This is a genomic window from Mycolicibacterium sp. XJ870 (assembly GCF_053483975.1).
The window spans coordinates 89,460-114,181 of record NZ_JBEFTI010000004.1; the positions used below are offsets into that span (position 1 = coordinate 89,460).

Annotated in this window: 17 protein-coding genes and 1 tRNA gene; 8 read left to right on the forward strand and 10 right to left on the reverse strand. The window is 66.4% G+C overall.

The window, feature by feature from the left end; genetic code table 11:
* The first annotated feature begins 16 nt into the window (after window positions 1–16).
* From ABQF30_RS17660 to topA, 3 genes are all read left to right on the forward strand, one after another.
* Window positions 17–220, forward strand: a complete 204-nt coding sequence (locus ABQF30_RS17660) for a cold-shock protein (protein WP_006243848.1) — start codon at window positions 17–19, stop codon at window positions 218–220.
* A 99-nt stretch (window positions 221–319) separates the two neighbouring features.
* On the forward strand, window positions 320–916 hold the full coding sequence (locus ABQF30_RS17665) for a hypothetical protein (RefSeq protein WP_448466066.1): 597 nt from the start codon (window positions 320–322) through the stop codon (window positions 914–916).
* A gap of 102 nt (window positions 917–1,018) precedes the next feature.
* On the forward strand, window positions 1,019–3,835 hold the full coding sequence (topA, locus tag ABQF30_RS17670; protein ID WP_448466591.1) for a type I DNA topoisomerase: 2,817 nt from the start codon (window positions 1,019–1,021) through the stop codon (window positions 3,833–3,835).
* On the opposite strand, the gene ABQF30_RS17675 is transcribed toward topA, so the two are convergent.
* Window positions 3,832–5,451: an adenylate/guanylate cyclase domain-containing protein gene (locus ABQF30_RS17675; protein ID WP_448466068.1), complete on the reverse strand. Its 1,620-nt coding sequence runs from the start codon at window positions 5,449–5,451 to the stop codon at window positions 3,832–3,834. The two genes, topA and ABQF30_RS17675, sit on opposite strands and share 4 nt — an antisense overlap.
* 82 nt (window positions 5,452–5,533) lie before the next feature.
* Here ABQF30_RS17675 and ABQF30_RS17680 point away from each other — a divergent pair, with 82 nt between their 5' ends.
* Together ABQF30_RS17680 and ABQF30_RS17685 are read left to right on the forward strand one after the other, a co-directional pair.
* On the forward strand, window positions 5,534–6,742 hold the full coding sequence (locus tag ABQF30_RS17680) for a DNA polymerase III subunit delta' (protein WP_448466070.1): 1,209 nt from the start codon (window positions 5,534–5,536) through the stop codon (window positions 6,740–6,742).
* Between the two features lie 234 nt (window positions 6,743–6,976).
* Window positions 6,977–7,049, forward strand: a tRNA-Thr gene (locus ABQF30_RS17685).
* Here the strand turns inward: ABQF30_RS17685 and ABQF30_RS17690 are convergent.
* The 6 genes from ABQF30_RS17690 to galE all read right to left on the reverse strand — a co-directional run bounded on the left by ABQF30_RS17690 (window position 7,023) and on the right by galE (window position 14,553).
* Window positions 7,023–7,925 carry an alpha/beta fold hydrolase gene (locus tag ABQF30_RS17690; RefSeq protein ID WP_448466072.1) on the reverse strand — a complete coding sequence of 301 codons (903 nt, stop codon included), beginning with the start codon at window positions 7,923–7,925 and terminating at the stop codon, window positions 7,023–7,025. The two genes, ABQF30_RS17685 and ABQF30_RS17690, sit on opposite strands and share 27 nt — an antisense overlap.
* The gene (locus tag ABQF30_RS17695; RefSeq protein WP_448466074.1) at window positions 7,922–8,287 is read right to left on the reverse strand and encodes a carboxymuconolactone decarboxylase family protein; all 366 of its coding nucleotides are present in this window, start codon (window positions 8,285–8,287) and stop codon (window positions 7,922–7,924) included. The genes ABQF30_RS17690 and ABQF30_RS17695 overlap by 4 nt, the downstream gene beginning before the upstream one ends.
* 125 nt (window positions 8,288–8,412) lie before the next feature.
* Window positions 8,413–9,309, reverse strand: coding sequence for a hypothetical protein (locus ABQF30_RS17700; protein WP_448466076.1), 897 nt, complete (start codon window positions 9,307–9,309; stop codon window positions 8,413–8,415).
* On the reverse strand, window positions 9,306–11,732 hold the full coding sequence (locus ABQF30_RS17705) for a TPR repeat domain-containing protein (protein ID WP_448466078.1): 2,427 nt from the start codon (window positions 11,730–11,732) through the stop codon (window positions 9,306–9,308). The genes ABQF30_RS17700 and ABQF30_RS17705 overlap by 4 nt, the downstream gene beginning before the upstream one ends.
* A gap of 89 nt (window positions 11,733–11,821) precedes the next feature.
* Window positions 11,822–13,573 (reverse strand): hypothetical protein, encoded by a 1,752-nt coding sequence (locus ABQF30_RS17710; RefSeq protein ID WP_448466080.1) that lies wholly within the window; start codon window positions 13,571–13,573, stop codon window positions 11,822–11,824.
* The gene (gene galE, locus ABQF30_RS17715; RefSeq protein ID WP_448466082.1) at window positions 13,570–14,553 is read right to left on the reverse strand and encodes a UDP-glucose 4-epimerase GalE; all 984 of its coding nucleotides are present in this window, start codon (window positions 14,551–14,553) and stop codon (window positions 13,570–13,572) included. Before galE ends, ABQF30_RS17710 begins: the two co-directional genes overlap by 4 nt.
* 94 nt (window positions 14,554–14,647) lie before the next feature.
* On the opposite strand from galE, the gene ABQF30_RS17720 reads away from it, so the two are divergent.
* Together ABQF30_RS17720 and ABQF30_RS17725 are read left to right on the forward strand one after the other, a co-directional pair.
* Window positions 14,648–16,429 carry an N-acyl-D-amino-acid deacylase family protein gene (locus ABQF30_RS17720; protein WP_448466084.1) on the forward strand — a complete coding sequence of 594 codons (1,782 nt, stop codon included), beginning with the start codon at window positions 14,648–14,650 and terminating at the stop codon, window positions 16,427–16,429.
* A 1-nt stretch (window position 16,430) separates the two neighbouring features.
* The gene (locus ABQF30_RS17725; RefSeq protein WP_448466085.1) at window positions 16,431–17,012 is read left to right on the forward strand and encodes a TetR/AcrR family transcriptional regulator; all 582 of its coding nucleotides are present in this window, start codon (window positions 16,431–16,433) and stop codon (window positions 17,010–17,012) included.
* Here ABQF30_RS17725 and ABQF30_RS17730 read toward each other — a convergent pair.
* Genes ABQF30_RS17730 through ABQF30_RS17740 form a run of 3 tightly spaced genes read right to left on the reverse strand, consistent with a single transcriptional unit; the run spans window position 17,009 to window position 23,519 of the window.
* On the reverse strand, window positions 17,009–18,265 hold the full coding sequence (locus ABQF30_RS17730; RefSeq protein WP_448466593.1) for a lipopolysaccharide biosynthesis protein: 1,257 nt from the start codon (window positions 18,263–18,265) through the stop codon (window positions 17,009–17,011). The two genes, ABQF30_RS17725 and ABQF30_RS17730, sit on opposite strands and share 4 nt — an antisense overlap.
* Complete coding sequence (locus tag ABQF30_RS17735) at window positions 18,262–19,599, reverse strand: M1 family metallopeptidase (protein WP_448466087.1); 1,338 nt, start codon at window positions 19,597–19,599, stop codon at window positions 18,262–18,264. The genes ABQF30_RS17730 and ABQF30_RS17735 overlap by 4 nt, the downstream gene beginning before the upstream one ends.
* A complete protein-coding gene (locus tag ABQF30_RS17740; protein ID WP_448466089.1) occupies window positions 19,596–23,519 on the reverse strand; it encodes a Pls/PosA family non-ribosomal peptide synthetase in 3,924 nt (1,307 codons plus the stop codon). Before ABQF30_RS17740 ends, ABQF30_RS17735 begins: the two co-directional genes overlap by 4 nt.
* A gap of 225 nt (window positions 23,520–23,744) precedes the next feature.
* On the opposite strand from ABQF30_RS17740, the gene ABQF30_RS17745 reads away from it, so the two are divergent.
* On the forward strand, window positions 23,745–24,722 hold the full coding sequence (locus ABQF30_RS17745; RefSeq protein ID WP_448466091.1) for a TerC family protein: 978 nt from the start codon (window positions 23,745–23,747) through the stop codon (window positions 24,720–24,722).

The window sequence follows — 24,722 nt, forward strand, 5'->3', positions numbered from 1 at the left end:
AAGGAAAGAACAAAAGATGCCACAGGGAACTGTGAAGTGGTTCAACGCGGAGAAGGGCTTCGGCTTTATCGCTCCCGAAGATGGGTCGGCGGACGTGTTTGTCCACTACACGGAAATCCAGGGCAGCGGCTTCCGCACCCTGGAGGAGAACCAGAAGGTTGAGTTCGAGGTCGGCCAGAGCCCCAAGGGCCCGCAGGCCACGGGTGTTCGGGCAGTCTGAGTCAAGCAAACCCAACACAGACGCCCCCGCGAAAGTGCCGCACTGGACACCGCGGGGGTGTCCTCGTTTTGAGGGCTCTCGCTGGCTTAGTGTCGCTTTGTGAGCCAGCTGTCCTTCTTCTCGGCCGAGTCGGTGCCGCCGGCAGTCGCCGACCTCACCGGGATGCTGGCTGGGCCCGGGCAGATCGTTCTGGTCGGCAGCGGTAGTCAGCAGGCTGCCCGGATCTCGGTCGTCGTCGACGCGCCGTGGCGCGCTCAAGGGCTCGCCGAGATGATCGGCCAGGCGGGGCTGGCGCCGGAGATCGCCCGCACCGACGAGAACAACCCGCTGGTGCGCACCGCGCTCGAACCCCAGCTCGTGCCGATTGCGCGGGACTGGACCAGGGGTGCGGTCAAGACCGTGCCCGCGCAGTGGTTGCCTGCGTCCAGGGAGTTGCGGGCCTGGACACTGGCCGCCGGGACGCCGGAGGCCGCCGACCGCTATCTGCTCGGGCTGGACCCACATGCCCCTGACACGCACGCGACGCTGGCCTCGGCGCTGATGCGGGTTGGGATCGCGCCCACATTGATCGGTACCAGAGGGGCGCATCCGGCGTTGCGGATCAGTGGACGACGACGCCTGTCGCGCCTGGTAGAGAACGTGGGGGAACCGCCTGGGGACGCCGCGGCGTTAGCGCACTGGCCGCGTATTCAATAGTGCGCAACCGGAGAGCCGGTTTGCGTACGCTCGCGCAGAGTGCGAAATTGTCAGTTGCTTCGCGTGGCGAGGCAACTATATGGAGTGGAGCGTAAGCACAAGTTGGCTGGCGACGACCAGAAGCGCGGTGGCGACGGAGGAACGCGCAATGTTCGGCGACTCGTGATTGTCGAGTCGCCGACTAAAGCACGCAAGATAGCCAGCTACCTGGGCTCCAACTACATCGTGGAGTCTTCCCGCGGGCACATTCGTGACCTGCCGCGGGCCGCGGCCGATGTCCCCGCGAAATACAAATCCGAACCGTGGGCCCGCCTCGGGGTCAACGTCGACGCGGATTTCGAACCTCTCTACATCGTCAGCCCGGACAAAAAGGGCACGGTCACCGAGCTCAAAGGCCTGCTCAAGGACGTCGACGAGCTCTATCTGGCCACGGACGGTGACCGCGAAGGCGAGGCCATCGCCTGGCACTTGCTGGAGACTCTGAAGCCGCGCATCCCGGTCAAGCGGATGGTCTTCCACGAGATCACCGAACCGGCGATCCGTGCAGCCGCCGATAATCCGCGTGACCTGGACATCGACCTGGTGGACGCCCAGGAGACCCGGCGCATCCTCGACCGCCTGTACGGCTACGAGGTCAGCCCCGTGCTGTGGAAGAAGGTCGCTCCGAAGCTGTCGGCGGGCCGGGTGCAGTCGGTGGCCACGCGCATCATCGTGCAGCGTGAGCGGGAGCGCATGGCGTTCCGCAGCGCCGGCTACTGGGATGTCACCGCGGAACTGGACGCCAGTGTTTCCGATCCGCAGGCGTCGCCGCCGCGATTCACCGCGAAGCTCAACACCGTCGACGGCCGCCGGGTCGCCACGGGCCGCGATTTCGACTCGCTGGGCCAGCTCAAGAAGCCCGACGAGGTGCTGGTGCTCGACGAGGCCGGCGCCGGAGCCCTGGCGACGGGCCTGCGTGGGGCCCAGCTGGCCGTCAGCTCCGTCGAACAGAAGCCGTACACCCGTCGGCCGTATCCGCCGTTCATGACCTCCACGCTGCAGCAGGAGGCGGGCCGCAAGCTGCGATTCTCCTCGGAGCGCACGATGAGCATCGCGCAGCGCCTGTACGAAAACGGCTACATCACCTACATGCGTACCGACTCGACCACTTTGTCGGAGTCGGCGATCAACGCGGCGCGCAACCAGGCCGGCCAGCTCTACGGCCAGGAATACGTGCATCCAACCCCGCGGCAGTACACCCGCAAGGTGAAGAACGCCCAGGAGGCGCACGAGGCGATCCGGCCCGCTGGAGACGTGTTCCAGACGCCCGGGCAGCTGCATGCGCAGCTCGACACCGACGAGTTCCGGCTCTACGAACTGATCTGGCAGCGCACCGTGGCCTCCCAGATGGCCGACGCGCGCGGCACGACGCTGTCGCTGCGGATCGCCGGGCAGGCCGCATCGGGTGAGCAGGTGGTGTTCAACGCCTCCGGCCGCACCATCACGTTCCCCGGCTTCCTCAAGGCCTACGTCGAGAGCATCGACGAGCTGGCCGGCGGCGAGTCCGACGACGCCGAGAGCCGTCTGCCCAATCTCACGCAGGGCCAGCGCGTCGACGCTGCGGGTCTCACCGCCGACGGCCACCAGACCAGTCCGCCCGCCCGCTACACCGAGGCCTCGCTCATCAAGGCCCTCGAAGAGCTGGGCATCGGCAGGCCCTCGACGTACAGCTCGATCATCAAGACCATCCAGGACCGCGGCTACGTGCAGAAGAAGGGCAGCGCCCTCGTGCCGTCCTGGGTGGCGTTCGCGGTGGTCGGCCTGCTCGAGCAGCACTTCGGCCGGCTGGTGGACTACGACTTCACCGCGGCCATGGAGGACGAGCTCGACGAGATCGCCAATGGCCAGGAGCGACGCACCAACTGGCTCAACAACTTCTACTTCGGCGGCGAGCACGGCGTCGAGGGTTCGATCGCGCGCGCGGGCGGGCTGAAGAAGCTCGTCGGCGGCAACCTCGAAGGTATCGACGCACGAGAAGTCAACTCCATCAAGCTCTTCGACGATTCCGAAGGGCGCGCCATCAATGTCCGGGTGGGGCGCAACGGGCCGTACCTGGAGCGCATGGTTGACGATCCCGACAATCCCGGTGAGCTCAAGCCGCAGCGCGCCAACCTCAAGGACGAGCTGACCCCCGATGAGCTGACCCTCGAGTTGGCCGAAAAGCTTTTCGCCACACCGCAAGAGGGCCGCGTGCTGGGTGTCGACCCGGTCACTGGACACGAGATCGTCGCCAAGGACGGCCGATTCGGCCCGTACGTCACCGAGATCCTTCCCGAACCTCCCGAGGATCCGGATGCGGGTTCTCCGGCAAAGAAGGGCAAGAAGCCGACAGGGCCCAAGCCGCGCACGGGTTCGCTGCTGCGGTCGATGGACTTGGAGACCGTCACGCTCGACGACGCGCTGAAGCTGCTGTCGCTGCCGCGGGTGGTGGGCGTCGACCCGTCCAACAACGAGGAGATCACCGCGCAGAACGGCCGGTACGGCCCATATCTCAAGCGCGGCACCGATTCCCGCTCGCTGGCCAACGAAGAGCAGATGTTCACCATCACGCTCGATGAGGCCCTGAAGATCTATGCCGAGCCGAAACGCCGTGGCCGCCAGGCTGCGTCGGCACCGCCGCTGCGGGAGCTGGGCACCGATGCGGCGTCGGGCAAGCCGATGGTGATCAAGGACGGCCGGTTCGGGCCGTATGTCACCGACGGTGAGACCAACGCGAGCCTGCGCAAGGGTGATGACGTGCTGTCCATCACCGACGAGCGGGCTTCGGAGTTGCTGGCCGATCGCCGCGCCCGCGGGCCGGTGAAGAAGGCCGCGAAGAAGGCTCCGGCCAAGAAGGCGGCCAAGAAGGCCCCGGCGACGAAGGCCGCCAAGAAGGCTTAGCCCGTCAAGTCGCTTTCGGTGACGCTTTCGGTGACACCACTGGCGAAGTCGCGGGGCGACATCAGCTTCACCGGGCGGGCCAGCTGGGTGGGAACGGTGCGGCCGCGCAGCTCGACGATCTCGCCGACGTCCCAGCACAGCGCCTCGGCGTCGAGCGCACCACTCACTGCGATCGCCGAAGCCAGCACGTGCCCTTGCTCCAGCTTGGCCAGCTCGGTGAGCCGCGCGGCCTCGTTGACCGGGTCGCCGATCACCGTGTACTCGAACCGGGCCTTGGCGCCGATATGGCCGGCGATCGCGCGCCCGGCCGAGACCCCGATGCCGAACTCGGTGTCTGTGCCTAAGACGGCGACCAACTCGTCGTGCAGTTCGCGGGAGGCCGCCAGTGCACCGCCGGAGGCGTCGGGATGCTCGATGGGGGCGCCGAAGATGGCCAGTGCGGCGTCGCCCTGGAACTTGTTGACGAACCCGCCGTGTTTGTTGACCGTGTCGACGATGACGCGGAAGAACTCGTTGAGCAGGTTGACGACCTCGGTCGCCGGAATCGTCGACGCCAGATGGGTGGAGCCCACCAGATCGACGAACAGCACCGCGACGTCGCGTTCCTGGCCGCCGAGCTCGGTGCCGCGTTCCAGGGCCCGACGCGCGACGTCCTCGCCGACATAGCGGCCGAAGAGGTCGCGCAGCCGTTGCCGCTCGGCCAGGTCGCGCACCATGTCGTTGAACCCGGCCTGCAGCAGGCCGAGCTCGCTCGCGTCGTAAATCTGCATGTGCGCGTTGTAGTTGCCGCGCTGCACCTCGCCCAGCGCCCAGCGCAGCTGGCGCAGCGGATCGGCGATCGACATGGCCACCAACACGGTGCCTGACAGCCCGATCACCAGCGCAGCGATGGCCAGCAGCAGGATCGGGGTGGTCAACCGGTCGGCCGGGGCCGTCAGGATCGCGAACTTGCTGGCCACCAGGGCCAGCACGATGGCCAGGATCGGCACGCCCGTCGAGAGCACCCACGTCAGCACCTGGCGCAGGATGACTCCGGGCGCCCGGAAGTTCTCCGGCACGCCGCCGCGGAGCGCGGCAACCGCGACCGGCCGCAGCACCCGCTCCGACTGCAGGTAACCGATGATGGCGGTGGCGGTGGCGCCCAGCGCGGTGGCGACCGCCACGACGGGCGCCGATTGGCTGGCCACCGGCCAGCTGGCCACGATGAACACGATCGAACCAAGGCACCAGTTCGTGACGCCGATGAGCGTGCGGTAGAACGGCATCTTCAGCGCCCGGGCGCGGGCCAGTTCGGTGATGCTCGGATCGCTGTTGGCCAGCAGGGTGTCGCGGCGCTGCCAGCGGATCACCGGAATCAGCAACCGCAGGCTCAGGTAGGCGCCGATGATGAACGACACGAACAGGTAGCCAAGGAAGATCGCCAGGTTGGACGCGGGCAGATCCTGCAACTGGATCCGATCCTCCGGCGGCAGGCCGAAGCGCAGGAAGCCAAGCACGAACAGCGCACCGATGATGTCGGCCTGCAGCATGCCGAGGGTGAAGACCGGCCACGGGGTACGCGCCACCCATCGCGCGAATGCACCGATTCGCGCGATCGGTATCGGCTCCGTGGTCACCCGTTAACCGTATCGGGCCGCGGGGACGTTTCTACGCCGGTGTGAGCTGGTTGTGTCGGCTTGACCACTACTGTTGGGGGTGATGAGCGGGGTGTTTTCGCGTTTGGTGGGCCAGCACGCGGTGGAAGAGGAGCTGGTGGCGGCTGCTGCGGCGGCCCGAGGTGATTCCGCGCACAATGGCCTGGCAACCGGGACCATGACGCACGCGTGGCTGATCACAGGCCCGCCAGGGTCGGGGCGGTCGGTGGCGGCGCTGTGTTTTGCCGCTGCACTGCAGTGCACGTCGGACGGCGTGCCAGGGTGCGGTGCCTGCCGGGCGTGCACGACGGCGATGGCCGGTACCCACGCCGACGTGCGGCGCATCGTGCCCGAAGGGCTGTCCATCGCCGTCAAGGAGATGCGCGAGATCGTCCAGATCGCGTCGCGCCGGCCCGGGACCGGGCGTTGGCAGATCGTGGTGATCGAGGATGCCGACCGGCTCACCGAGGGCGCGGCGAATGCACTGCTCAAGGTCGTCGAGGAGCCGCCGCCGTCGACAGTGTTCCTGCTGTGTGCGCCGTCGGTGGATCCCGAGGACATCGCGATCACCCTGCGGTCGCGGTGCAGGCACGTGGCGCTGACGACGCCGTCGGTGGAGGCCATTGCCGACGTACTGATCGCCGGCGACGGGCTGCCCGAGGAGGACGCGCGCTGGGCTGCGTCGGTCTGCGGCGGCCATGTCGGCCGGGCGCGACGGCTGGCGACCGATCCTGAGGCCAGGGAGCGCCGGAAACGGGCGCTCGGACTGGCTCGGGACGCTGCGACCCCGTCGCGGGCGTATGCCGCCGCCGAGGAGATGGTGGCCGTCGCCGAGGCCGAGGCGCTGGCGCTGACCGTCGGGCGCAACGAGACAGAGACCGAGGAGCTGAAGACGGCGCTCGGGGCCGGCGGCACCGGCAAGGGCACCGCGGGAACCGTGCGGGGTGCCGCCGGCGCGCTCAAAGAGCTGGAGAAACGGCAGAAGTCCCGGCAGACGCGGGCGTCACGCGATGCCTTGGATCGGGCACTGATCGACCTGGCGACCTATTTCCGGGACGCCCTGCTGGTGTCGTCGGGAGCCTCTTCGGTGACGGCCAACCACCCGGACATGGCCGACAAGGTGAGCGCCATGGCCGCCCACGTGCCCGCAGACCGGCTGCTGCGCTGCATCGAGGCGGTGCTGGCCTGCCGCGACGCCCTGGCCACCAACGTCAAGCCGAAGTTCGCCGTCGACGCCATGGTCGCGACCGTCGGGCAGGCGCTGCGGAACTGACGTCCGGCGGGCAGGAGCGCAGCGACTCGGGAATCGACGTCCGGCGGGCAGGAGCGCAGCGACTCGGGAATCGACGTCCGGCGGGCAGGAGCGCAGCGACTCGGGAATCGACGTCCGGCGGGCAGGAGCGCAGCGACTCGGGAATCGACTTTGGTCGGAAGCGGACCCTGCCGTAGACTCGTCCCGCCCGGTCCTAGGGCTTGCTCCTCGCGCAAGCACTCGTCGGCCGGGCACGCCGCCCTAGCTCAGTCGGTAGAGCAATTCACTCGTAATGAATAGGTCAGGGGTTCGATTCCCCTGGGCGGCTCTCTTGGTTTGCGTAGACGGTCGTCAGGAATTCGTCGACCAACGGGACCACCTCGTCGAGGTGTGTTTCCAACAGCCAGTGACCGCCGCCGAGTAGGTGGACCTCGGCATTGGGCAGGTCGCGTTCGTAGGCGCGGGCTGATTTCTCGGGCATGTAGCCGTCGTGCGGCCCCCACACGATCAGGGTGGGCGGCCGGCGGTCCCTCAAGTAGGCCTGCTCAGCGGGGAACCATTCCAGTGTGGTGGGCTGATCCTCGAGGAGTCGGATGAGGTTGGCGATGCGCTCCGGCGTCGACATCAGCGACCAGTGCAGGGTCCATAGATCGGGGCTGATGCGGTCGGCCACCTCGTCGGGCAGTTCGCCGCGGAACTCGGTTTCGAAGCCGTGCAGCGTGACGTGCTGGGCGATCCTGCGCCGGGCATCGGGACCGGGGTTGTTCCAGGATTCTGTGAGGAAGTCGTATTTGGGGCCGAAGGCGTCCTCGTAGATGTCGCCGTTCTGGATGACCAGCCCGGCAACGCGTTCCGGTTCGGCTATGGCGAGCTGGAAGCCGAGCTGGGAGCCGTAGTCGTGCAACCAGATCACGTAGCGGTCGAGGTTCAGCGCGTCGACGAAGCTCTGGAGGAACTGGCTGTAGGCGGCGAACGTGTACCCGAAGTCATCGGGGGAAGGTGTTGCGCTGTAACCGAACCCGGGGAGGTCGGGCGCGATCAGTCGCCATTTGTCGCCGAGGCTCGACATGAGGTTGCGGTACACGTACGACGAGGCCGGGTAGCCGTGCGGGAGTAGCAGGGTCGGGGCGTCGACGGGCCCGGCCGCGCGATAGAAGGTGTCGACGCCGTCGACGGTGATGCGGTGGTGGGTAACGGGTGTCACGGTTCTTCGAGTACCCGCTTGGCCACTTTCATTGCCGTGTTGGCGCTGGGGAATCCGGCGTAGCCGCTGGAGTGGTAGATGACCTCGGCGATCTCGTCTTCGGTGAGGCCGTTGTTCCGGCCGATCTTCACATGCGATTCGAACTCATCGGTGGCCCGCAAGGCGATCAAGATGCCCATCGTCACCAGGCTGCGGTCACGACGGCTCAGGCCCTCCCGGCTCCAGAGCCGCCCGAAGATGTTGTCGATCCCGATCGTCATCAACTCATCGCCGAACGTGCCGTCAGGTTCAGTGCTCTCGGGCGCCGCCTCGGGGAGTAGTTCACGGAAGACCTGGAGACCTGTTTCACGGACATCTGTCATGCCTGTCAGCTTGGCATGGCTATTGGCCTGGGGCTTCTGGCCATCCAGGGTCAGGCGGCAATGTCGGGGGGGATCGGCCCTGATGTACTTCTCGCGGTGCCAACAGTCACGCCTGCAACCGCTCGCTATCCGGCTTGCAGTGGCCAACCGGGTACCGCGTCTCCGTGCAGTGGCGGTTGATCTTTGTACCCGGTCATCATTTCGCGACGCTGGGATTCGTTGTCGGGCATGGCGTCGCTGCAGCGCTGAACAAGCTCGGGTGTCGGGAAGTTCTTGGTGTTTGGGCGACTGAGAGGTCCCCAGCCCCAAGTACTCGATGCGGTGACAAACCAGTTTCCGAAGACGTCGATCTGTGGTGCCGGCGCGGGGCCGCGCTGCGGGCCGCTGACAGGTGCAGGACCGTCGACGGGAACCCGTGGATCATGTTGGGTGAAGTCGATGCGGCGCACTGACACGCCAGAGTCAATTCCGCTGGATTCAGGTGTGACACCATCGCGGGTTTCTCGTGAGGAAACCGAGATGTAGGCGTCGGGGCGAGCCACACTTTTGATGACGTTGGAGTACCAGCCTGTACAGACGATGGCGCTGTATCCGTCGTCGATGGGTGTGATCTGAAGGAGGTGGTTGGAATTGAAGCCAAAGTGCTGCACGCCTTTTGGCGGCTCGCTGCGTGCATACACCCACAAGGGCCGGATGCCGATGAGCTCCTCCGAATAGTCACCTTCTCTCGGCTGGTTTTCGGGTGTCGCGCGCAGAAACCCGGGATAGACGTTCTGAATATCGAACGTCATGTTCGCCACCTCGTACGATTCGTTGTACGCGCGGACCGCCACTGCGGGTCCGGTGTTCAAGTCAATCCCCGGCGCTGCCGTCCAGTGGAAACGGAACTCGTTGAGCAGTGTCGGCCAGTTTGGATATTGCTGGTCATTTTGGGGAGACGTCGCGGATTCCAGCTCCCGGCCGGGTGTGCACCCGGCGAGCACCGCAACAGCTATGAACAGGTACAGCCAGCGCATGATCATTTCTGCTGGTAACCGTGGTTTACGGCAGCGGTGTAGGTCTGCCAGTAGTCTGTTGTCAAGATATCGAACCCGTGTGTCGGGTCAACGTCGTCTAGATAATTCGCGATCTGTCGTTGGAAATCATTGAAATTGTCGTTGCCTCCCTGCCCGGGTGCGACAAGCACGCCATCCTTGAGGTTGTCGCCAAAAATCGACGGGTCTCCGAATTGATTTCTGATCAATGTTTCTGCCATGTGTTTCTGGATCTGGTATGGGTCCGGAAGATCAACGTTGGCGGGTTGCCCCTCGACGGGTTCGTTTCCGATGAAGAACTCCTTACCTACCGCGAGCACACCGGTTGCCTGACTTACACCTGGAATCGTCACCGTCGAGCCAAGGTCTTTACCCAAGTCGAACAGTTGGGATCGTAGCTCCCACGCGGAATGCTTCGCCTCGTACTCGTTGTGCAGTCTGTCCCGGGCTTCGTCATACGATCCCAGATCCAACGCCGCCTGCAGTCGACCAGCATGACTGGCAGCGAGTTTGTCATCGGTTACTTGGGGGTCGGCCGCCGACAATGCAGCCACATCGAGCGAGTGCTCGACGTGTGACTTCGCGCTGTTGAACGCGATCTCGCTAGCACTCAGGGGATGTCCATCGCCCTGCTGTGCGCCAGCGGGCGGTTGGTCAGACATCAGGACGCTCATCAGGTTCCGGGTGTTCTCGGGTGAAGGTGTTCCGGCCGGATCGAGGGGTGAGAAGAGTCCGTTGTTGTCGCCGTCATGCGCACCGATCATGTCGTCGTAGTAGGGCGCGAAGTCTCGAGCCCAGTCTCGTGTGAGTTCGGGATTGACCTGCCCCAGCGCTAGTCCGTCCGTTCCCGGCAAGTTCAACAATCGGTCGTGGTACTCACTCGTGAACTCGGCCAAAGCATGGGCAGTGTCGGCAGCGCGGTTATTGATGTCTTGATTTGCGGTCTCGCCCACCCAATCGAACAGTCCGCCGGCCGCCAGGCCATCGTCCTGCCATTGGTGCTGTGTCAGGTTGTCCAGAAATTTCTCGCCCGCGGGCGTCAGGAAAGTCTGATTGCCGGCGGGCTGATGAGTTTCGGGCGGGCCGACAATTGCATCGTGAATAACGATCTCGTCTTTGTTGACCGCGTTGAACATGTTCTGAAGTGTCGGGTCGACCTGTTGGTGGTACCAGCGAGGCCGGTCATTCTCGAGGTCTGTGCCGGGCACAGCCCAACCATTTGATTGTTCGAGCAACCGTTGGCTTTGGGAGAACAATCCGGAGTCGAGGTCGGTACCTGCCTGCAGATCCCGGTTACCTCGCTGAATGATGTCGGCCAAATCGTTGAGTCCGCTCACCGGCTGTGACGCCCCGATCAGTTCCCCGGGCACGATCGCGCCCGACTCATCGGTATGTGAGGCACCAAACTCGAGCGGGGTCAGCACGGGTCCGTCGAGTACCTTTTGGATCCCGTCCGGCAGTGCATGCTTTCCACCGCTGGCTGGGTGATCGATCGACGGCGGTTGGGTGCCGGGTTCGCCGGTCTTGATGTTCTCGTTCGATGCGAGTTGGAAGACATCTGCGATTCGGCCGCCAGTGCCGGGCGCCTTGGCGTCCGCCTTGTCCATGGCGGCTTCAATCTCGGCAGGAGTCTTGTCGCCGAAGGCTCGTGAGAAGCCCTGAAGGTACGCCATCCGCTCAGGCGGAAGCTGAAGGGCGCCGTTGTCGAGCGCTTCCTGCTGCCCGGGATCAAGCGTCGTATTCGCGACAAGCCGCTCGCGTTGCTCGGGTGTCAGATCGCCGTTCTGCAGGGCTTCGGAATCCGCGGCACCAGTCTCGGCTGGAGATTGACCTTCGTCTGGTTTGCCATCACCGTCTTCGTCGCCTTTGAGGCCTTGGACGTCGTTCGGCTTCTCTCCATCAGGCCCGAACTTCTGGTTGGTTAACGCGTCGAACTCACCTTTGAGCTTGTCGACGTTCCCTTTGATCCCGATCATCTCGTTGGTGGCCGACTGGACGATGCCGTTGACGTCGCTGATGCCTTTGTTGGCGATGGGGATCAGTTTGCGTTCCCGGTCTTGGGCAGAGGTGGCAGGCAGGGAGTCGACCATGCTGTTGACCCAGCCGAGGGTCGTGTCGAGGTTCTGCCGGCCGGTGGTCACAACGGCGGCCGCGTTCTTGACCTCGGCAGCCATCTTCTTGTCGAGGCCGGCGAGTTTCTCGTACACCGAGGCGTGTTCTTTGTTGGCCGCGGCGTAGGCCTGCGATGCGGTTCCCTGCCAGCGGTCATCCGGCGCGGCGGCTTCGACATTGGCCTTCATCTCCAGCAGGCGTGAGCTGCCGTCGTACTGTGAGCCGTCGTCGGGCATCCCTTGCCCGAACGTCTCGCGGGCCTTCGACCACGTCGAGTAGAACCCATCAAGCACGCCCACGGATTGCCCCCCTCGTCAGGACAGTGAACCCAGTATCGCCGACGACAACCTACCGCGATGACACAAATTGGGCCGCGCCGAAGTACGCGCTAGAGCGGCGCCAGGAATCCCACCGGCCCGGGCGAAATACATACCGACAGGGCAGAGGTGTTGGCTGCCACGGTGATTGCGTCGCCAGCCCCGGGCAGCCGGACGAACACCCGGTTCAGCCCCGGTCGCACAGGCACTTTGGTCTCGGGCCCCTCGGGCAGCGACATGGTCAGGGAGCCATCGCTGTTGGCCAGATAGTTGATCTCGGCGGTCCAATCGGCAGGCAGCAGTGGCCCGTCCAGTGGCATGCGCACCGGGGCGTCGGGCTGGATCAGGTGGCCGCAGCGGGGCTCTGGGCCTTCCACGATGGTGCGAACCCACGTCACTTTCGCGTCGACCAGCCTGCCGGTCTGGTCGAACATCCGGAGATCTGTTGTGGCCGAAGCGAATTCAGGACGAGGATCGGCGAGTGCGAACATATGACTGGCGAGGTTCTCCGGCCAGGCCACCCGCTGCAGGATCAGCGGGTCGACCTCCTGGTCCAGGAGCGGTGCCGAGGATGTGGTCGCGAGGCTGGCACGTGCGTTGTCGAGATAGGCCGGCACCGGGCTGTCACGCCATACCCGCAGGAAGGTCATCGTCGAGTAAAGACTGCTCGCCACAAACAAAGCAGTCAGCGTCACCACCGTGACAGTCCGTGCGCGCGAAGCGGAGAACCGGGCAGTCCGGTTCTCCGCACAGAACCCGACGGCCATGAGCAGTGCCAGCACCACCACCAGGTCGGGCAGGTAGCGCAGGGCCTGGGCCAATTCCAGCGCGGTGAACCGTGACGAGCGCATCAGATAGATGGGTATCTGGCAGGCGACGGCGTAACCGGCAGCGACCGCGAGCACCGGCCAGATCCGGTCCTTGCGAATGAGCACCACCGCCACGGCAACGGCGAGAACAACCCAGCCCAACACCATGACGGCGACACCAGGTGTGGCCCACGGCGAGGCCGGCGCCCAGCGCTGCCATGACCAGGGTCCGCCGACCAGGCCGGGCACGATGCCGTGGGTCACCGAGCGGCTCAGCAGATCCCACGTCATCGCCAGATCGAAGCTCCAGCGCTTCTGGTCGACGACAAGCACATAGACGCCGATCCACGCGACCGTCAGCGCCAGACACGAAACCCATAGCCGATAGCCGCGCCGCCATACCTCGGCTAATCCGAAGGACGACGTCACATACCCCAGCAGCGCCACCACCGCGAACGCGACGAACGGGATCACCGCGGCCTTCTCGAAGAACAGCAGCCCGCCGAAGTACACGAGCACACCGAAAACCGCGTGGCGCGTCGCGCCGGTGCGCACGTAAAGGACGGCCTCACCGCACACCCAGGCCAGCGCCGCGAGCATCGGCAGGGAGTTCAGGCCGGCCGCCCACCAGGCGAACCCGGGCACCCCGAGCGGCGTGAACAACGCGAACGTCAGCGGCACCAGCAACACCGGCCGCCAGCCGAGGATCACCCACAGTGCGCGCAGCAACGCCAGCGAGGCCAGTAGTTGCAGCACCACCAGGCTCAACGCCGGCCAGACCCAGGAGAACGGCGCAAGTCGGGTGATCGCGCCGGACACCAGGAACGCGGCGGGCATGACGTGGCCGTCGTGGTCGTCGAACAGGAATGACGGGGACAGCAGGTCCTGGGTTCCGGCGCGCCCGACGAGGATGAGGTCGTCCCAGTAGAAGTAGCCACCGAAGGCCAGTACCGCCCGGACCACCAGTTGCAGCGCGATCAGCGCAGCGGCAGTGCGGGCGACCCAGTTCGTCACTCGGCCGCGGGGTACGACGCGCCTGCCGCCTGGCGCGCCCGCCACGCCGAGGCGACCATCTCTTCCAGGGTGTGCCGCATCTCCCAGCCGAGATCGCGTCGTGCCAGGCTCCCGCTGGCCACGATGCGTGCGGGGTCGCCGGCCCGGCGGGGCCCGATCGATGGTTCGAACTCGATGCCGGTCACCGTGCGGATCGCGGTCATGATCTCGCGCACCGAGGTGCCGGCTCCGCTGCCGAGGTTGTAGACCCGCTCAACCGGCTGCCCGGCATCGAGCCGGCGGGCCGCCGCCACGTGCGCCAGCGCCAGGTCGGCGACGTGAATGTAGTCGCGGATGCAGGTGCCGTCCGGTGTCGGATAGTCCTCGCCGTTGATCCGTGGCGTCTCACCCCGAAGAAGCATGTCGAAGACCATCGGGAACAGATTGTGTGGACTGGCGTCGAACAGCGACTCTGAACCCGAACCCACCACGTTGAAGTAGCGCAGGCTGGTGTGGGCGAGTCCGCCGGCCCGCTCGACGTCGCGCAGTAGCCATTCCCCGATCAGTTTGGATTCCCCGTAGGGAGACTCCGGCAGGGTCGGCGTGTGCTCGTCGACGATGTCGACGTCCGGGGTGCCGAATGTCGCGGCGCTGGACGAGAACACCATCTTCTCGGCGCCGGCATCGCCCATCGCCTTGAGCAGGTTCACCATCGCGGAGACGTTCTGCTCGTAGGTGTGCAGCGGCCGCTTGACCGAAACTCCGGCGTACTTGAAACCGGCGACGTGGATCACGCCGTGCACGCTGTGCTCGGAGAAGGTGCGATGGACCGCGCCCTGGTCGAGCAGGCTGGCGCGGACGAACGGCACGGTCTCGGGCACGAACTGTTCGAGGCCGGTCGACAAGTCGTCGATGACCACCACGGGCAGTTCGGCGTCGAGCATCGCGCGCACCACGTGCGAGCCGATGTAGCCGGCTCCACCGGTCACCAGCCAAGTCATACCGCCTCCTCTCCCGGGCCCACCGCAGCAGTCTAGGGAACGCCCTTTCGGTAGAAAGATTGTGAGTACTCACTATCTGCGGTAACGTCCGGCTATGTCCTACGACGTGATCGTTCGCAACGGCCTCTGGTTCGACGGCACGGGCAAGCCACCGCAGGTCCGCACGCTGGGAATTCGCGACGGCGTGGTGGCCGCGGTGTCGGCCAAACCACTCGATGAGGCGGGCTGCCCCGACATCATCGACGCGGGCGGCAAGTGGGTTATCCCGGGCTTCATCGACGTGCACACCCACTATGACGCCGAGATCCTGCTCGATCCGGGTCTGCGCGAGTCGGTCCGCCATGGCGTCACCACGGTGCTGCTCGGGATGTGCTCGCTGTCGACGGTGTACGCCGACACCGAGGACGCCGCCGACCTGTTCAGTCGCGTCGAGGCGGTACCTCGCCAGTACGTGCTGGGTGCGCTGCAGGAACACAAAACGTGGTCGGGCCCGGCCGAGTATGTGAACGCCATCGACAACCTGCCGCTCGGCCCGAATATCGCCTCACTGCTGGGGCATTCGGATCTGCGGGCCTCGGTCCTCGGTCTGGACCGCGCCACCACCCGCGGTGTGACGCCAACCGATGCCGAACTGGAGACGATGGCCGACAAGCTCGACGAGGCCCTCGACGCCGGAATGCTCGGCATGTCCGGGATGGACGCCGCGATCGACAAACTCGACGGCGACCGCTTCCGGTCCCGCGCCCTGCCCTCGACTTTCGCCACCTGGCGCGAACGCAAGCGACTGATCAAGGTGTTACGCAAGCGCGGTCGCATTCTGCAGAGCGCACCCAATGTCGCCAAGGCCCAGGAGGCGCTGAACTTCTTCCTGCAGAGCAGTGGAATGTTCGGCCGCCGCCGCGGCGTGAAGATGAGCCTGCTGGTCTCGGCCGACGCCAAGTCCTCACCAGGGGCCGTGCACGTGCTGGGGCCGGGCACCCGGCTGCTGAACCGGATCCTGGATGCCAAGGTGCGCTTCCAGCATTTGCCGGTGCCGTTCGTATTGTATTCGGACGGAATCGATCTGCCGGTGTTCGAGGAGTTCGGCGCCGGTACCGCCGCGCTGCATCTGCGTGACCAACTTGATCGCAACAAGCTGCTCGCCGACCCCGAGTACCGCCGCCGGTTCCGTCGGTCGTTCGACCGCCGCAAGCTCGGACCGACGTTGTGGCACCGCGACTTCCACGACGCGACCATCGTCGAATGCCCCGACAAGAGCTTGATCGGCAAGAGCTTCGGGCAGATTGCCGACGAGCGTGGCATCCACCCGCTCGACGCCTTCCTCGATGTGCTCGTCGACAACGGTGAACGCAACGTGCGGTGGACCACGATCGTCGCCAATCACCGACCCAAGCAACTCGACAAGCTGGCCAAGGAACCGTCGGTGCACATGGGGTTCTCGGATGCCGGTGCGCACCTGCGCAATATGGCGTTCTACAACTACGGGCTACGGCTGCTCAAGCGCGTCCGTGACGCGCAGTTGGCCGGGCGTCCGTTCCTCACGACCGAACGCGCCGTACATCGCCTGACCGCCGAGGTCGCCGACTGGTTCGGCGTGGATGCCGGCACCCTGCGCGAAGGTGATCGGGCCGACTTCGTGGTGATCGACCCGAAAGGTCTCAACGACGACGTTGACGCCTACCACGAAGACGCCGTGCCGTTCTACGGCGGCCTGAGCCGCATGGTGAATCGCAACGACGACGCCATCGTCGCGACGGCGGTCAACGGCACCGTGGTGTTCCGCGACGGACAGTTCCGCGACGGCTACGGACAGACCGCAAAATCCGGTCGATACCTGCGTGCCGGCTCGGAGTCGCGCGTGAAAACGCCTGCCTGACATGGCAAGAACCCAGCAGCAACGCCGCGAGGAGACCGTGGGACGCCTGCTCGACGCAAGCATCGACACAATCGTCGAGGTCGGGTATGCAAGGGCCTCGGCCGCCGTGATCGCCAGGCGCGCCAAGGTTTCCGACGGCGCATTGTTCCGGCATTTCCCCACGATGGGGGACTTCATGGCGGCCACCGCCTATGAGGTGATGCGTCGCCAGCTTGAGTTGTTCACCAAGCTCATCACTGAGATCCCGGCCGAGCAGCCACCGCTGGAGTCGGTGCTGACCATCCTGCGGGACATCACCGGCAACGACACCAACACCGTGATGTACGAACTCATGGTCGCCGCACGCACCGACGAGAAGCTGCGGGCCACACTGCGTGACGTGCTCACCGAGTACGCCACCAACATCTACGAAACCGCCAGAACCGTACCGGGATCTGAGCAATTCCCGGACGACGAGTTCGTCGCCGCGGTGGCCATCCTGATCAACACCTTCGACGGCGCCGCGATCGTCCGGCCGGTCTTGCCGCAGCCCGAGCTCGAAGACGCCCGGATCGCGTTGCTGACAGCGCTGCTGAGCCGCTAACTATCCCCGGGCATCCTGGCAAGAGCCACCAGGTGCACGGCGATTCCCACCAGGGGTCCGCACAACAGTGCGACCACAGTGCGGGTCTCCAAAGCCACCGGCAGCAGCAGCAATCCCACCGCCGTGACGGTTGCGACGATCCAGCCCAGCGCATAGGCCCGGTGCAACGCGGCTGCCACCGTGGCGGCGCCGGTCAGAGTCAGCATCGCGATGGCCACCGCAGCTCCGGTCAACCAGGCCAGCAGCGCCCCGTCGGCGCGGTATTCGGGACCGAAACCCACCCGCAGCAACCACGGGCCCACCAGCGCGGCGGCCAGTACGCCAACGGCGCCCAGTCCGGCCACCACCGCGGCCGGGGCCAGCAGCGCGCGCAGGCGGGCACCGCGCTGGTCGACGAAGTGCGCGATCAGGTTGCCCTGCATTGCGGTCAGCGGCACCAGTAGGGGAGCGCGGGTGAGGGTGACGGCCAGGATCACGACGCCGCCTGCGGCGCCGAGGTCACCGGAGGTTGCCTTGAGCAGTACCGGGAAACCCATCACCAGGATCGCGCTGGCGCCGGCCGCGGCGATCGAATGCGCGGCGCCGCGTAGGAATGTCGCGGTGCCGCCCGCGGTGACCAGTTGTGCCGCCATCCGCGCCGCCGGTGAGGCGATGAGCATGATCAGCCACGCCAACGCACCCGCCACGGTGGCCCACAGGAAGCCGACCAATCCCCAGCCCAGCACGAAGGTGGCTGCCGCGACTACTACCCGGATCCCGGCGTCGGTCACCATCAGGGCGCCGTACTCGGTCCACCGGTTTACGCCCGCGAGCATGCCCAGCAGCGTGGCATGCAGGCAGAATCCGGCCAGCCCGACGCTGAGCAGCACGATGCTCAGCGTCTGAGACTCGGCGAACACGTGAGAAGACCACAGCGGTGAACTGGCGGCGATCACCAGCGCCGCGATGACCCCGACGGTCGCCGCGACCCGCATGGGGTGGGTGCGCGGCGAGGCAGTCAAATCGATGTGCCGGGCCGACCGCACCTCGCGGGTTGCTTCCTGCAGCAGGCCGTTGGCGGCACCGGTGACGAGCCCGAACGCGCCCCAGAACACCCCGAAGACCGAGAAACCTTCCGGCTCCAGGTTGCGGGCCGCCAGGTACAGCACCGCGTAGCCGCAGATCGCGGTGACGGCGGTGGCTGCCCCGACCCGGGCGACGCTGCTGCGGGTGATGGGGCCTGTCCCGGGGGCTACGCCGCCGCCGTCGGTCACAGTGGCGGCAGCGCTTTCGAGTACAGCCACGCCTGCCACAGGGGTTGCAGCGACTCACTCGTGTAACCGGCGGCCAGCCCGGTGAAATCGTCGGTGAACGCGGTGCTGTGGCGGTAGCGGGTGGTCCAATCCTTCAGCAGCGCAAAGAAATTCTTGTCTCCGATGCGCTTGCGCAGCACATGCAGGGTCAGCGCGCCCCGCTTGTACACCCGATCGTCGAACATGTCTCGCGGTCCCGGATCGGCCAGCAGCAGGTCCTGCGGCAGGTCGCGCAAGCCCTGGTAGTAGCGGTGCGCCCAGTCCGCTGCGGAGGGCCCCCCGCTGTTCTCCGACCACAGCCACTCGGCGTAGCACGCGAAGCCCTCGTGCAACCAGATGTCGCGCCAGCGCCGTGCTGTCACGGAGTTGCCGAACCACTGGTGTGCCAGCTCATGGGCGATGAGCCGCTCGGCGCCGCGGTGGCCATCACAGTGGTTGGCTCCGAAGATCGAGATGCCCTGTGCCTCAAGGGGTATCTCCAGGTCGTCGTCGGTCACCACCACGGTGTATCCGTTGGCCAGCGGATAGGGGCCGAACAGTTTGACGAAGAGCTTCATCATCTGTGGCTGACGGCCGAAGTCGTGGTCGAAGGAGCGGCGCAGCCTCGATGGCACCGCGGCGTGCATGGGCACCGGCGACTTGGTCATCCGGTGGCTCTCGTACATGCCGATCTGCAGGGTGATGAGGTACGTCGACGTCGGTTCCGGCTGCTCGTAAGTCCACACGGTGTGCCCGGCGCGGACCTTGCGGGACACCAGCTCACCGTTGGCGATGGCGCGATACGGGCTGTCGGTGCTGATCTGGATGCGGTAGCTTGCCTTGGCGCTGGGGTGGTCGTCGCAGGGGAACCAGGATGCCGCCCCGTTGGGCTGCCCGGCCACCAGCGCGCCGTTGGAGAGTTCTTCGAAACCCACCTCACCCCAATGTGATTCGATCGGGCACGGGGTGCCGCTGTAGCGGACGACGATCGTCATGGCGGCCCCGGCGGGCAGCGCCGACGACAGCGTGATCGACAACTTTCCACCGGTACACCGGAACTGGGCGGGCCTTCGTCCGTTGACCGCCACCTTCGACACCGCCATCGAACCGGACAGATCCAGCGTGAAGGTGCGCAGCGCCGCCAGGGTCACCGCCGTGATGGTCGCCGAACCGGCCAGGCGGTTGATCGCCACCTTGTACTCAAGGTCCAGTTCGTAGCGCGACACCCGGTAGCCGAAATTGCCGTTGCCCGGTAGATAGGGGTCGATGACGGGTGCGGGGGAGGCCTTCTTCGCTATCTTCTTCGATCTCGTCACGCGGCAGCGACTTCTTCTGATTTCTTTGCGGCGGCGCGCTTCTTGCCGTACATGTTCCACGGCGCGATCGGATTGCCCTGCCACCGGGTGGACGGCGGGACCTCGTCGCCGCGCATCACCAACGAGCCCGGACCGACGGTGGCCCCGGCTCCCAACCGTGCTGCAGGCAGCGCCACGCAGTGCGGTCCCAATGTCGAACCTTCCTCCAGCACAACGCTGTCCATCCGCATGATGCGGTCGTGGAACAAGTGGGTCTGCACCACACAGCCGCGGTTGACGGTGGCGCCGGTGCCCAGTGTCACCAGATCGGCCTCCGGCAGCCAGTAGGTTTCGCACCATACTCCGCGGCCGATGGACGCGCCCAACCCGCGCAGCCACAAATTCATCACCGGCGTGCCACTCGCCGCGCGGGCGAACCAGGGGGCGGCCACCGTCTCGACGAACGTGTCCGACACCTCGTTGCGCCACACGAACGACGACCACAGCGGATGCTCGACCGCGCGAATTCGCCCGATCACCAACCATTTCGCGATCACCGCGATCGCTCCGGCCAGCGCACCCGCCGCCAACAGCACCACGCCGCTGGCCAGTGCGGTCCACAGATAGCCGAACCGGACCGCCAGCGCTTGCACCGCGCCCAGCACCGCGACGCCGATCCCGAACGTGACGATCACCGGTATCAGCCGGCAGGTCTCCACTACGGACCGCATGATCTTCAGGCGCGTGGACGGGTGGAAGGTGCGAAGCACGTCGGCGGCAGTGGCGTTGCGGCGCAACCGCACCGGCGGGCTGCCCAGCCACGACGAGCCCGCTTTGGCCTTGTGCGGGGCGGCCGACAGCACCGCGACCAAACCGTCGTCCGGAACCTTGCGGCCAGGCTGCGTGATGCCCGAGTTGCCGAGGAATGCGCGCTTGCCGATCGTGGCCTTCGCTACGTGGATCCAGCCACCGCCCAACTCGTAGGAGGCCACCATGGTGTCGTCGGCCAGGAAGGCGCCGTCTTCCACGACCGTGAACTTCGGGGTGAACAACGCCGTCGAGATCTCGGTACCCCGGCCGACTTTCGCGCCCAGCAGACGCAGCCACCATGGGGTGAGCAGGCTGGCGTAGATGGGGAACAGGTAGTTGCGGGCGGCGTCCATCAAGCGTTCTGTGGCCCACAGCTGCCAACCCACCCGACTGCGCACGGGGTGGTAACCCTCGGACAGGCGCAGGGACAGGATCCGCACGCCGATCACGGTCAGCGCGGCGTAGCTCACCAATGCCGCTACTGCGGCAACGGGAGTCCAGGCCAGCGCGGGCAGGATCGCGTCGGCGGCCGACGCGGTGCCGCGAATGCCCCAGCCGATCACCGCCAGACCGACCGCGAGCGCGACCAGTGGCAGGCTGCCCAACAGGATCGAGGTCACGCCGTAAACCGGCACCCAGAGCGGGGCGCGGCGCGGCCGGTGGTCGGGCCACGGGTGCCGCGCCTTGCCGGACTTCACCGCAGGCGAGCCCTTCCAGAACTGGCCGTTCTTGACCTTGCCGACGACCGCCGATCCGGGCGCCACATCGGCGTTCTTGCCCACGGTGGCCCCGGGCAGCAGCGTCGTGCGGGTTCCGATGGTCGCGTCATTGCCGATCGACACCGGCCCGACGTGGAACTGGTCTCCGTCGATCCAGTGACCGCTCAGGTCGACTTCGGGTTCCACCGATGCGCGGTGGCCGATCTTGAGCATGCCGGTGACGGGAGGAGCCGAGTGCAGGTCGACGCCCTTGCCGACGGTGTTACCCAGCGCGCGGGCGTAGTAGACCATCCACGGCGCGCCGGCCAGATTCTCCGCGCCGCTCGCGTCGGCGAGGCGTTCGGCAATCCACACCCGTAGGTGCACGGCCCCTCCGCGCTGATAGGTGCCTGGCTGCAGCCCGCTCAGCAGCATCCTGGCGAACAACACCGCGATGCCCATCCGGCCCAGCGGGGTGATGAACAGCACGAACCCGGCGAGTAGCAACCACCAGTTGACGGGGTGGGCCCACGACACCAGGTTCAGCTCCGCGGCCACGTTGTTCAGCAGCGCCAGCCACACCACCCACTGCACTCCGGTGAGGGTGGCCAGCGGCAGGGAGAGCGCGACCTGGGCGACCTGGGTGAGCCGCGACGTCGGTTTGACCACCCGGGTCTGGACCCGCGGCGGCGGCTTCAGTTCATCGAGATAGCCGGCCAGTGAACCCAGCCGGGGGTGGTCGTAGAGATCGGCGACGGTGACCTGCGGATAGCGCTGGCGCACCGCAGCGACCAGCTGGGCGGCGGACAGCGAGCCGCCGCCGAGCGCGATGAAATCTGCCTCGGGCCCGTCGACGGGCGTGCCGAGTACGTCGCGCCACAGCCCGGCCAGCCAGCCCGTGGTGCCGCCGAGTTCGGGGGCGTCCTGCTCGGCGTCCCCGGGCGGTGGCCACGGCAGCGCATTGCGGTCCACCTTCCCCGATGTGCGCGTGGGCAACTCGTCGAGCAATACCAGCCGCGGCACGAGCGCGGCGGGCAGCGATTCGGCCAGGGCGGCGCGGGCGGCAGCCAGATCGAAGGACGGATCGGCGCTGGCGATATAGCCGACCAGCAGCGGGGTGCCGCTTGCGGTTTTGCGGACCGCGGCCGCACCGCCGCTCACGCCGGGCAGGTGTACCAGCGCGGAATCCACCTCGCCCAGTTCGATGCGACGCCCGCCAACCTTGACCTGGTCGTCGGCGCGGCCCTGGAAGTACAGCCCGTCGGTCTCGAGCCGGACCAGGTCACCGCTGCGGTAGGCGCGGCTCCACCCCAGCGTCGGCATGGCGGCGTACTTCTCGGCGTCCTTGTCCGGATCCAGATAGCGAGCCAGCCCCACCCCGCCGATCACCAGCTCGCCGACCTCGCCGAGCGCGACAGGCAGGCCCTCCTTGTCGACCACGGCCAGGTCCCAGCCGGCCAGCGGCAGGCCGATGCTCACCGGGCCCTGCCCGTCCAACTGTGCGGCACAGGCGACGACGGTGGCCTCGGTGGGGCCGTAGGTGTTCCACACCTCGCGGCCGTCGACCGCGAGCCGTTGCGCAAGCTCGGGTGGGCATGCCTCGCCGCCGAAGATCAGCAACCGGACCGCCTCGAGCGCCTCGGCCGGCCACAGTGCGGCCAGGGTCGGTACCGTCGACACCACGCTGATGTCGCGGCTCACCAGCCACGGACCCAGGTCCATCCCGCTGCGCACCAGCGAGCGGGGTGCGGGCACCAGGCAGGCACCGTGGCGCCAGGCCAGCCACATCTCCTCGCACGACGCGTCGAATGCGACCGACAGCCCGGCCAGCACCCGGTCGCCGGGCCCGATCGGATTGTCCTGCAGGAACATCCGTGCCTCGGCGTCGACGAATGCGGCGGCGCTGCGGTGGGTGACCGCGACGCCTTTCGGGGTGCCGGTCGAACCCGAGGTGAAGATGATCCAGGCGTCGTCGCGGCCCAGCGGTGCCGCGGCACGCCAGCCCCGCGACGAGCCCGGTCCGCGGATCAGACCTTGTTCGGTGATCACGCCGACCACATTGGCCTCGCCGAACACCAATTCGGCGCGTTCCTCGGGATCGTCGGCGTCCACCGGAACATAGGCCGCCCCGGTGGCCAGCGTGGCCAGGATCGCGACGTAGAGCGCGTAGCTGCCCGACGGCATGCGAATACCGATCCGGTCTCCGCGACCGATGCCGCGGGCCGCAAGCCATGCGACGCTCTCGTCGACGTCCGCGGTCAACTCGGCGTAGGTGAGTTGGACCGTGCCGTCGTCCAGGGCGGGTGCATCCGGGAAGCGGTGGGCGGTCTCGCGAAGGATGTCGATGAGCGTGCGCGGCTCGGGCGCGAGCGGCGAAAGCACATACTGCGCGGGGATCTGGTGTCCGCGATCTGCTTCATCCGCTGCTGTCACGTGTACAAACTACTAAGTCTGCGGTGCTGGGGCCTGATCGTGCGCGGCGTGCCCGCTCGATTTCGGATCGCGCTCGCCATCAGGCAGACTTGTCGGCGGAGGGGAGTATTCCTTCGCTGCGGTGTCGTCATCACGTCGGTCTTCATGGATCCGATCGGTGCCGCGGGCCTGCTTTCGGGCAGGTGGAAGAGACCTCCGGCGTTGTTTGGCGACCGGAGGTAATTGATGCAGGTAACCCAGCTCGAATGGATCATCACGCTCACCGTGACGATCGCCGTGCTGTTGTTCGACGTGATCGTGATCGGGCGGCGGCCGCACGAGCCGTCGACGCGGGAAACCGCGACCTATCTGTCGATCTACATCACCATGGCGGTGCTGTTCGGGGTGTGGGTGTGGTTCTTCCACGGCAGCCAGTTCGGGCTGGAGTTCTTCGCCGGGTGGCTCACCGAGTACAGCCTCTCGGTCGACAACCTGTTCATCTTCCTCATCATCATGGCGAGCTTCAAAGTGCCGAGGATTTATCAGCAGCAGGCGCTGCTGGTCGGCATCATCCTGGCGCTGATCTTCCGCGGCATCTTCATTGCCCTCGGCGCGGTGGCCATCAACCAGTTCTCCTGGGTGTTCTACATCTTCGGTGCGTTCCTCGTGTACACCGCGATCGGCCTGGTCAAGGACACCGACCACGACGACGACGGCGACAACAGGGTCGTGCGGTTCGCACGCAAGCACCTGCGGACCACCGACAAGTGGGATGGCCTAAGGCTGTGGATAAGGGAAGACGGGGCGAACGGTGCCAGATTAATGACGCCGATGTTCCTGGTCATCGTCGCGCTGGGCACCACCGACCTGCTGTTCGCGCTGGATTCGATCCCGGCCATCTACGGGCTCACCCAGGAGCCGTATCTGGTGTTCACCGCGAACGTGTTCGCCCTTATGGGGTTGCGCCAGCTGTACTTCCTGCTCGGCGACCTGCTCAAGCGGCTGGTGTACCTCTCTCAGGGGTTGGCGTTCATCCTCGCCTTCATCGGCGTGAAGCTGATCCTGCACGCGTTGCACGAGAACGAGCTGCCGTTCATCAACGGCGGCGAGCCGGTGCATGTGCCGGAGATCCCGACGCTGGCCAGCCTCGGCGTGATCGTCGTGACGCTGATAGTCACCACCTTCGCGAGCCTGTACAAGACCCGGGTGCGCGACGCGCGGTAG

What these genes read in the sequence shown, in the direction of transcription:
- ABQF30_RS17660 (WP_006243848.1), top strand. Translation starts at nt 17, where the DNA reads ATGCCACAGGGAACTGTGAAGTGGTTCAACGCGGAGAAGGGCTTCGGC.
- ABQF30_RS17680 (WP_448466070.1), top strand. Translation starts at nt 5,534, where the DNA reads ATGAGCGGGGTGTTTTCGCGTTTGGTGGGCCAGCACGCGGTGGAAGAG.
- ABQF30_RS17695 (WP_448466074.1), bottom strand. Translation starts at nt 8,287, where the DNA reads ATGACAGATGTCCGTGAAACAGGTCTCCAGGTCTTCCGTGAACTACTC.
- ABQF30_RS17700 (WP_448466076.1), bottom strand. Translation starts at nt 9,309, where the DNA reads ATGATCATGCGCTGGCTGTACCTGTTCATAGCTGTTGCGGTGCTCGCC.
- galE (WP_448466082.1), bottom strand. Translation starts at nt 14,553, where the DNA reads ATGACTTGGCTGGTGACCGGTGGAGCCGGCTACATCGGCTCGCACGTG.
- ABQF30_RS17720 (WP_448466084.1), top strand. Translation starts at nt 14,648, where the DNA reads ATGTCCTACGACGTGATCGTTCGCAACGGCCTCTGGTTCGACGGCACG.
- ABQF30_RS17725 (WP_448466085.1), top strand. Translation starts at nt 16,431, where the DNA reads ATGGCAAGAACCCAGCAGCAACGCCGCGAGGAGACCGTGGGACGCCTG.
- ABQF30_RS17745 (WP_448466091.1), top strand. Translation starts at nt 23,745, where the DNA reads ATGCAGGTAACCCAGCTCGAATGGATCATCACGCTCACCGTGACGATC.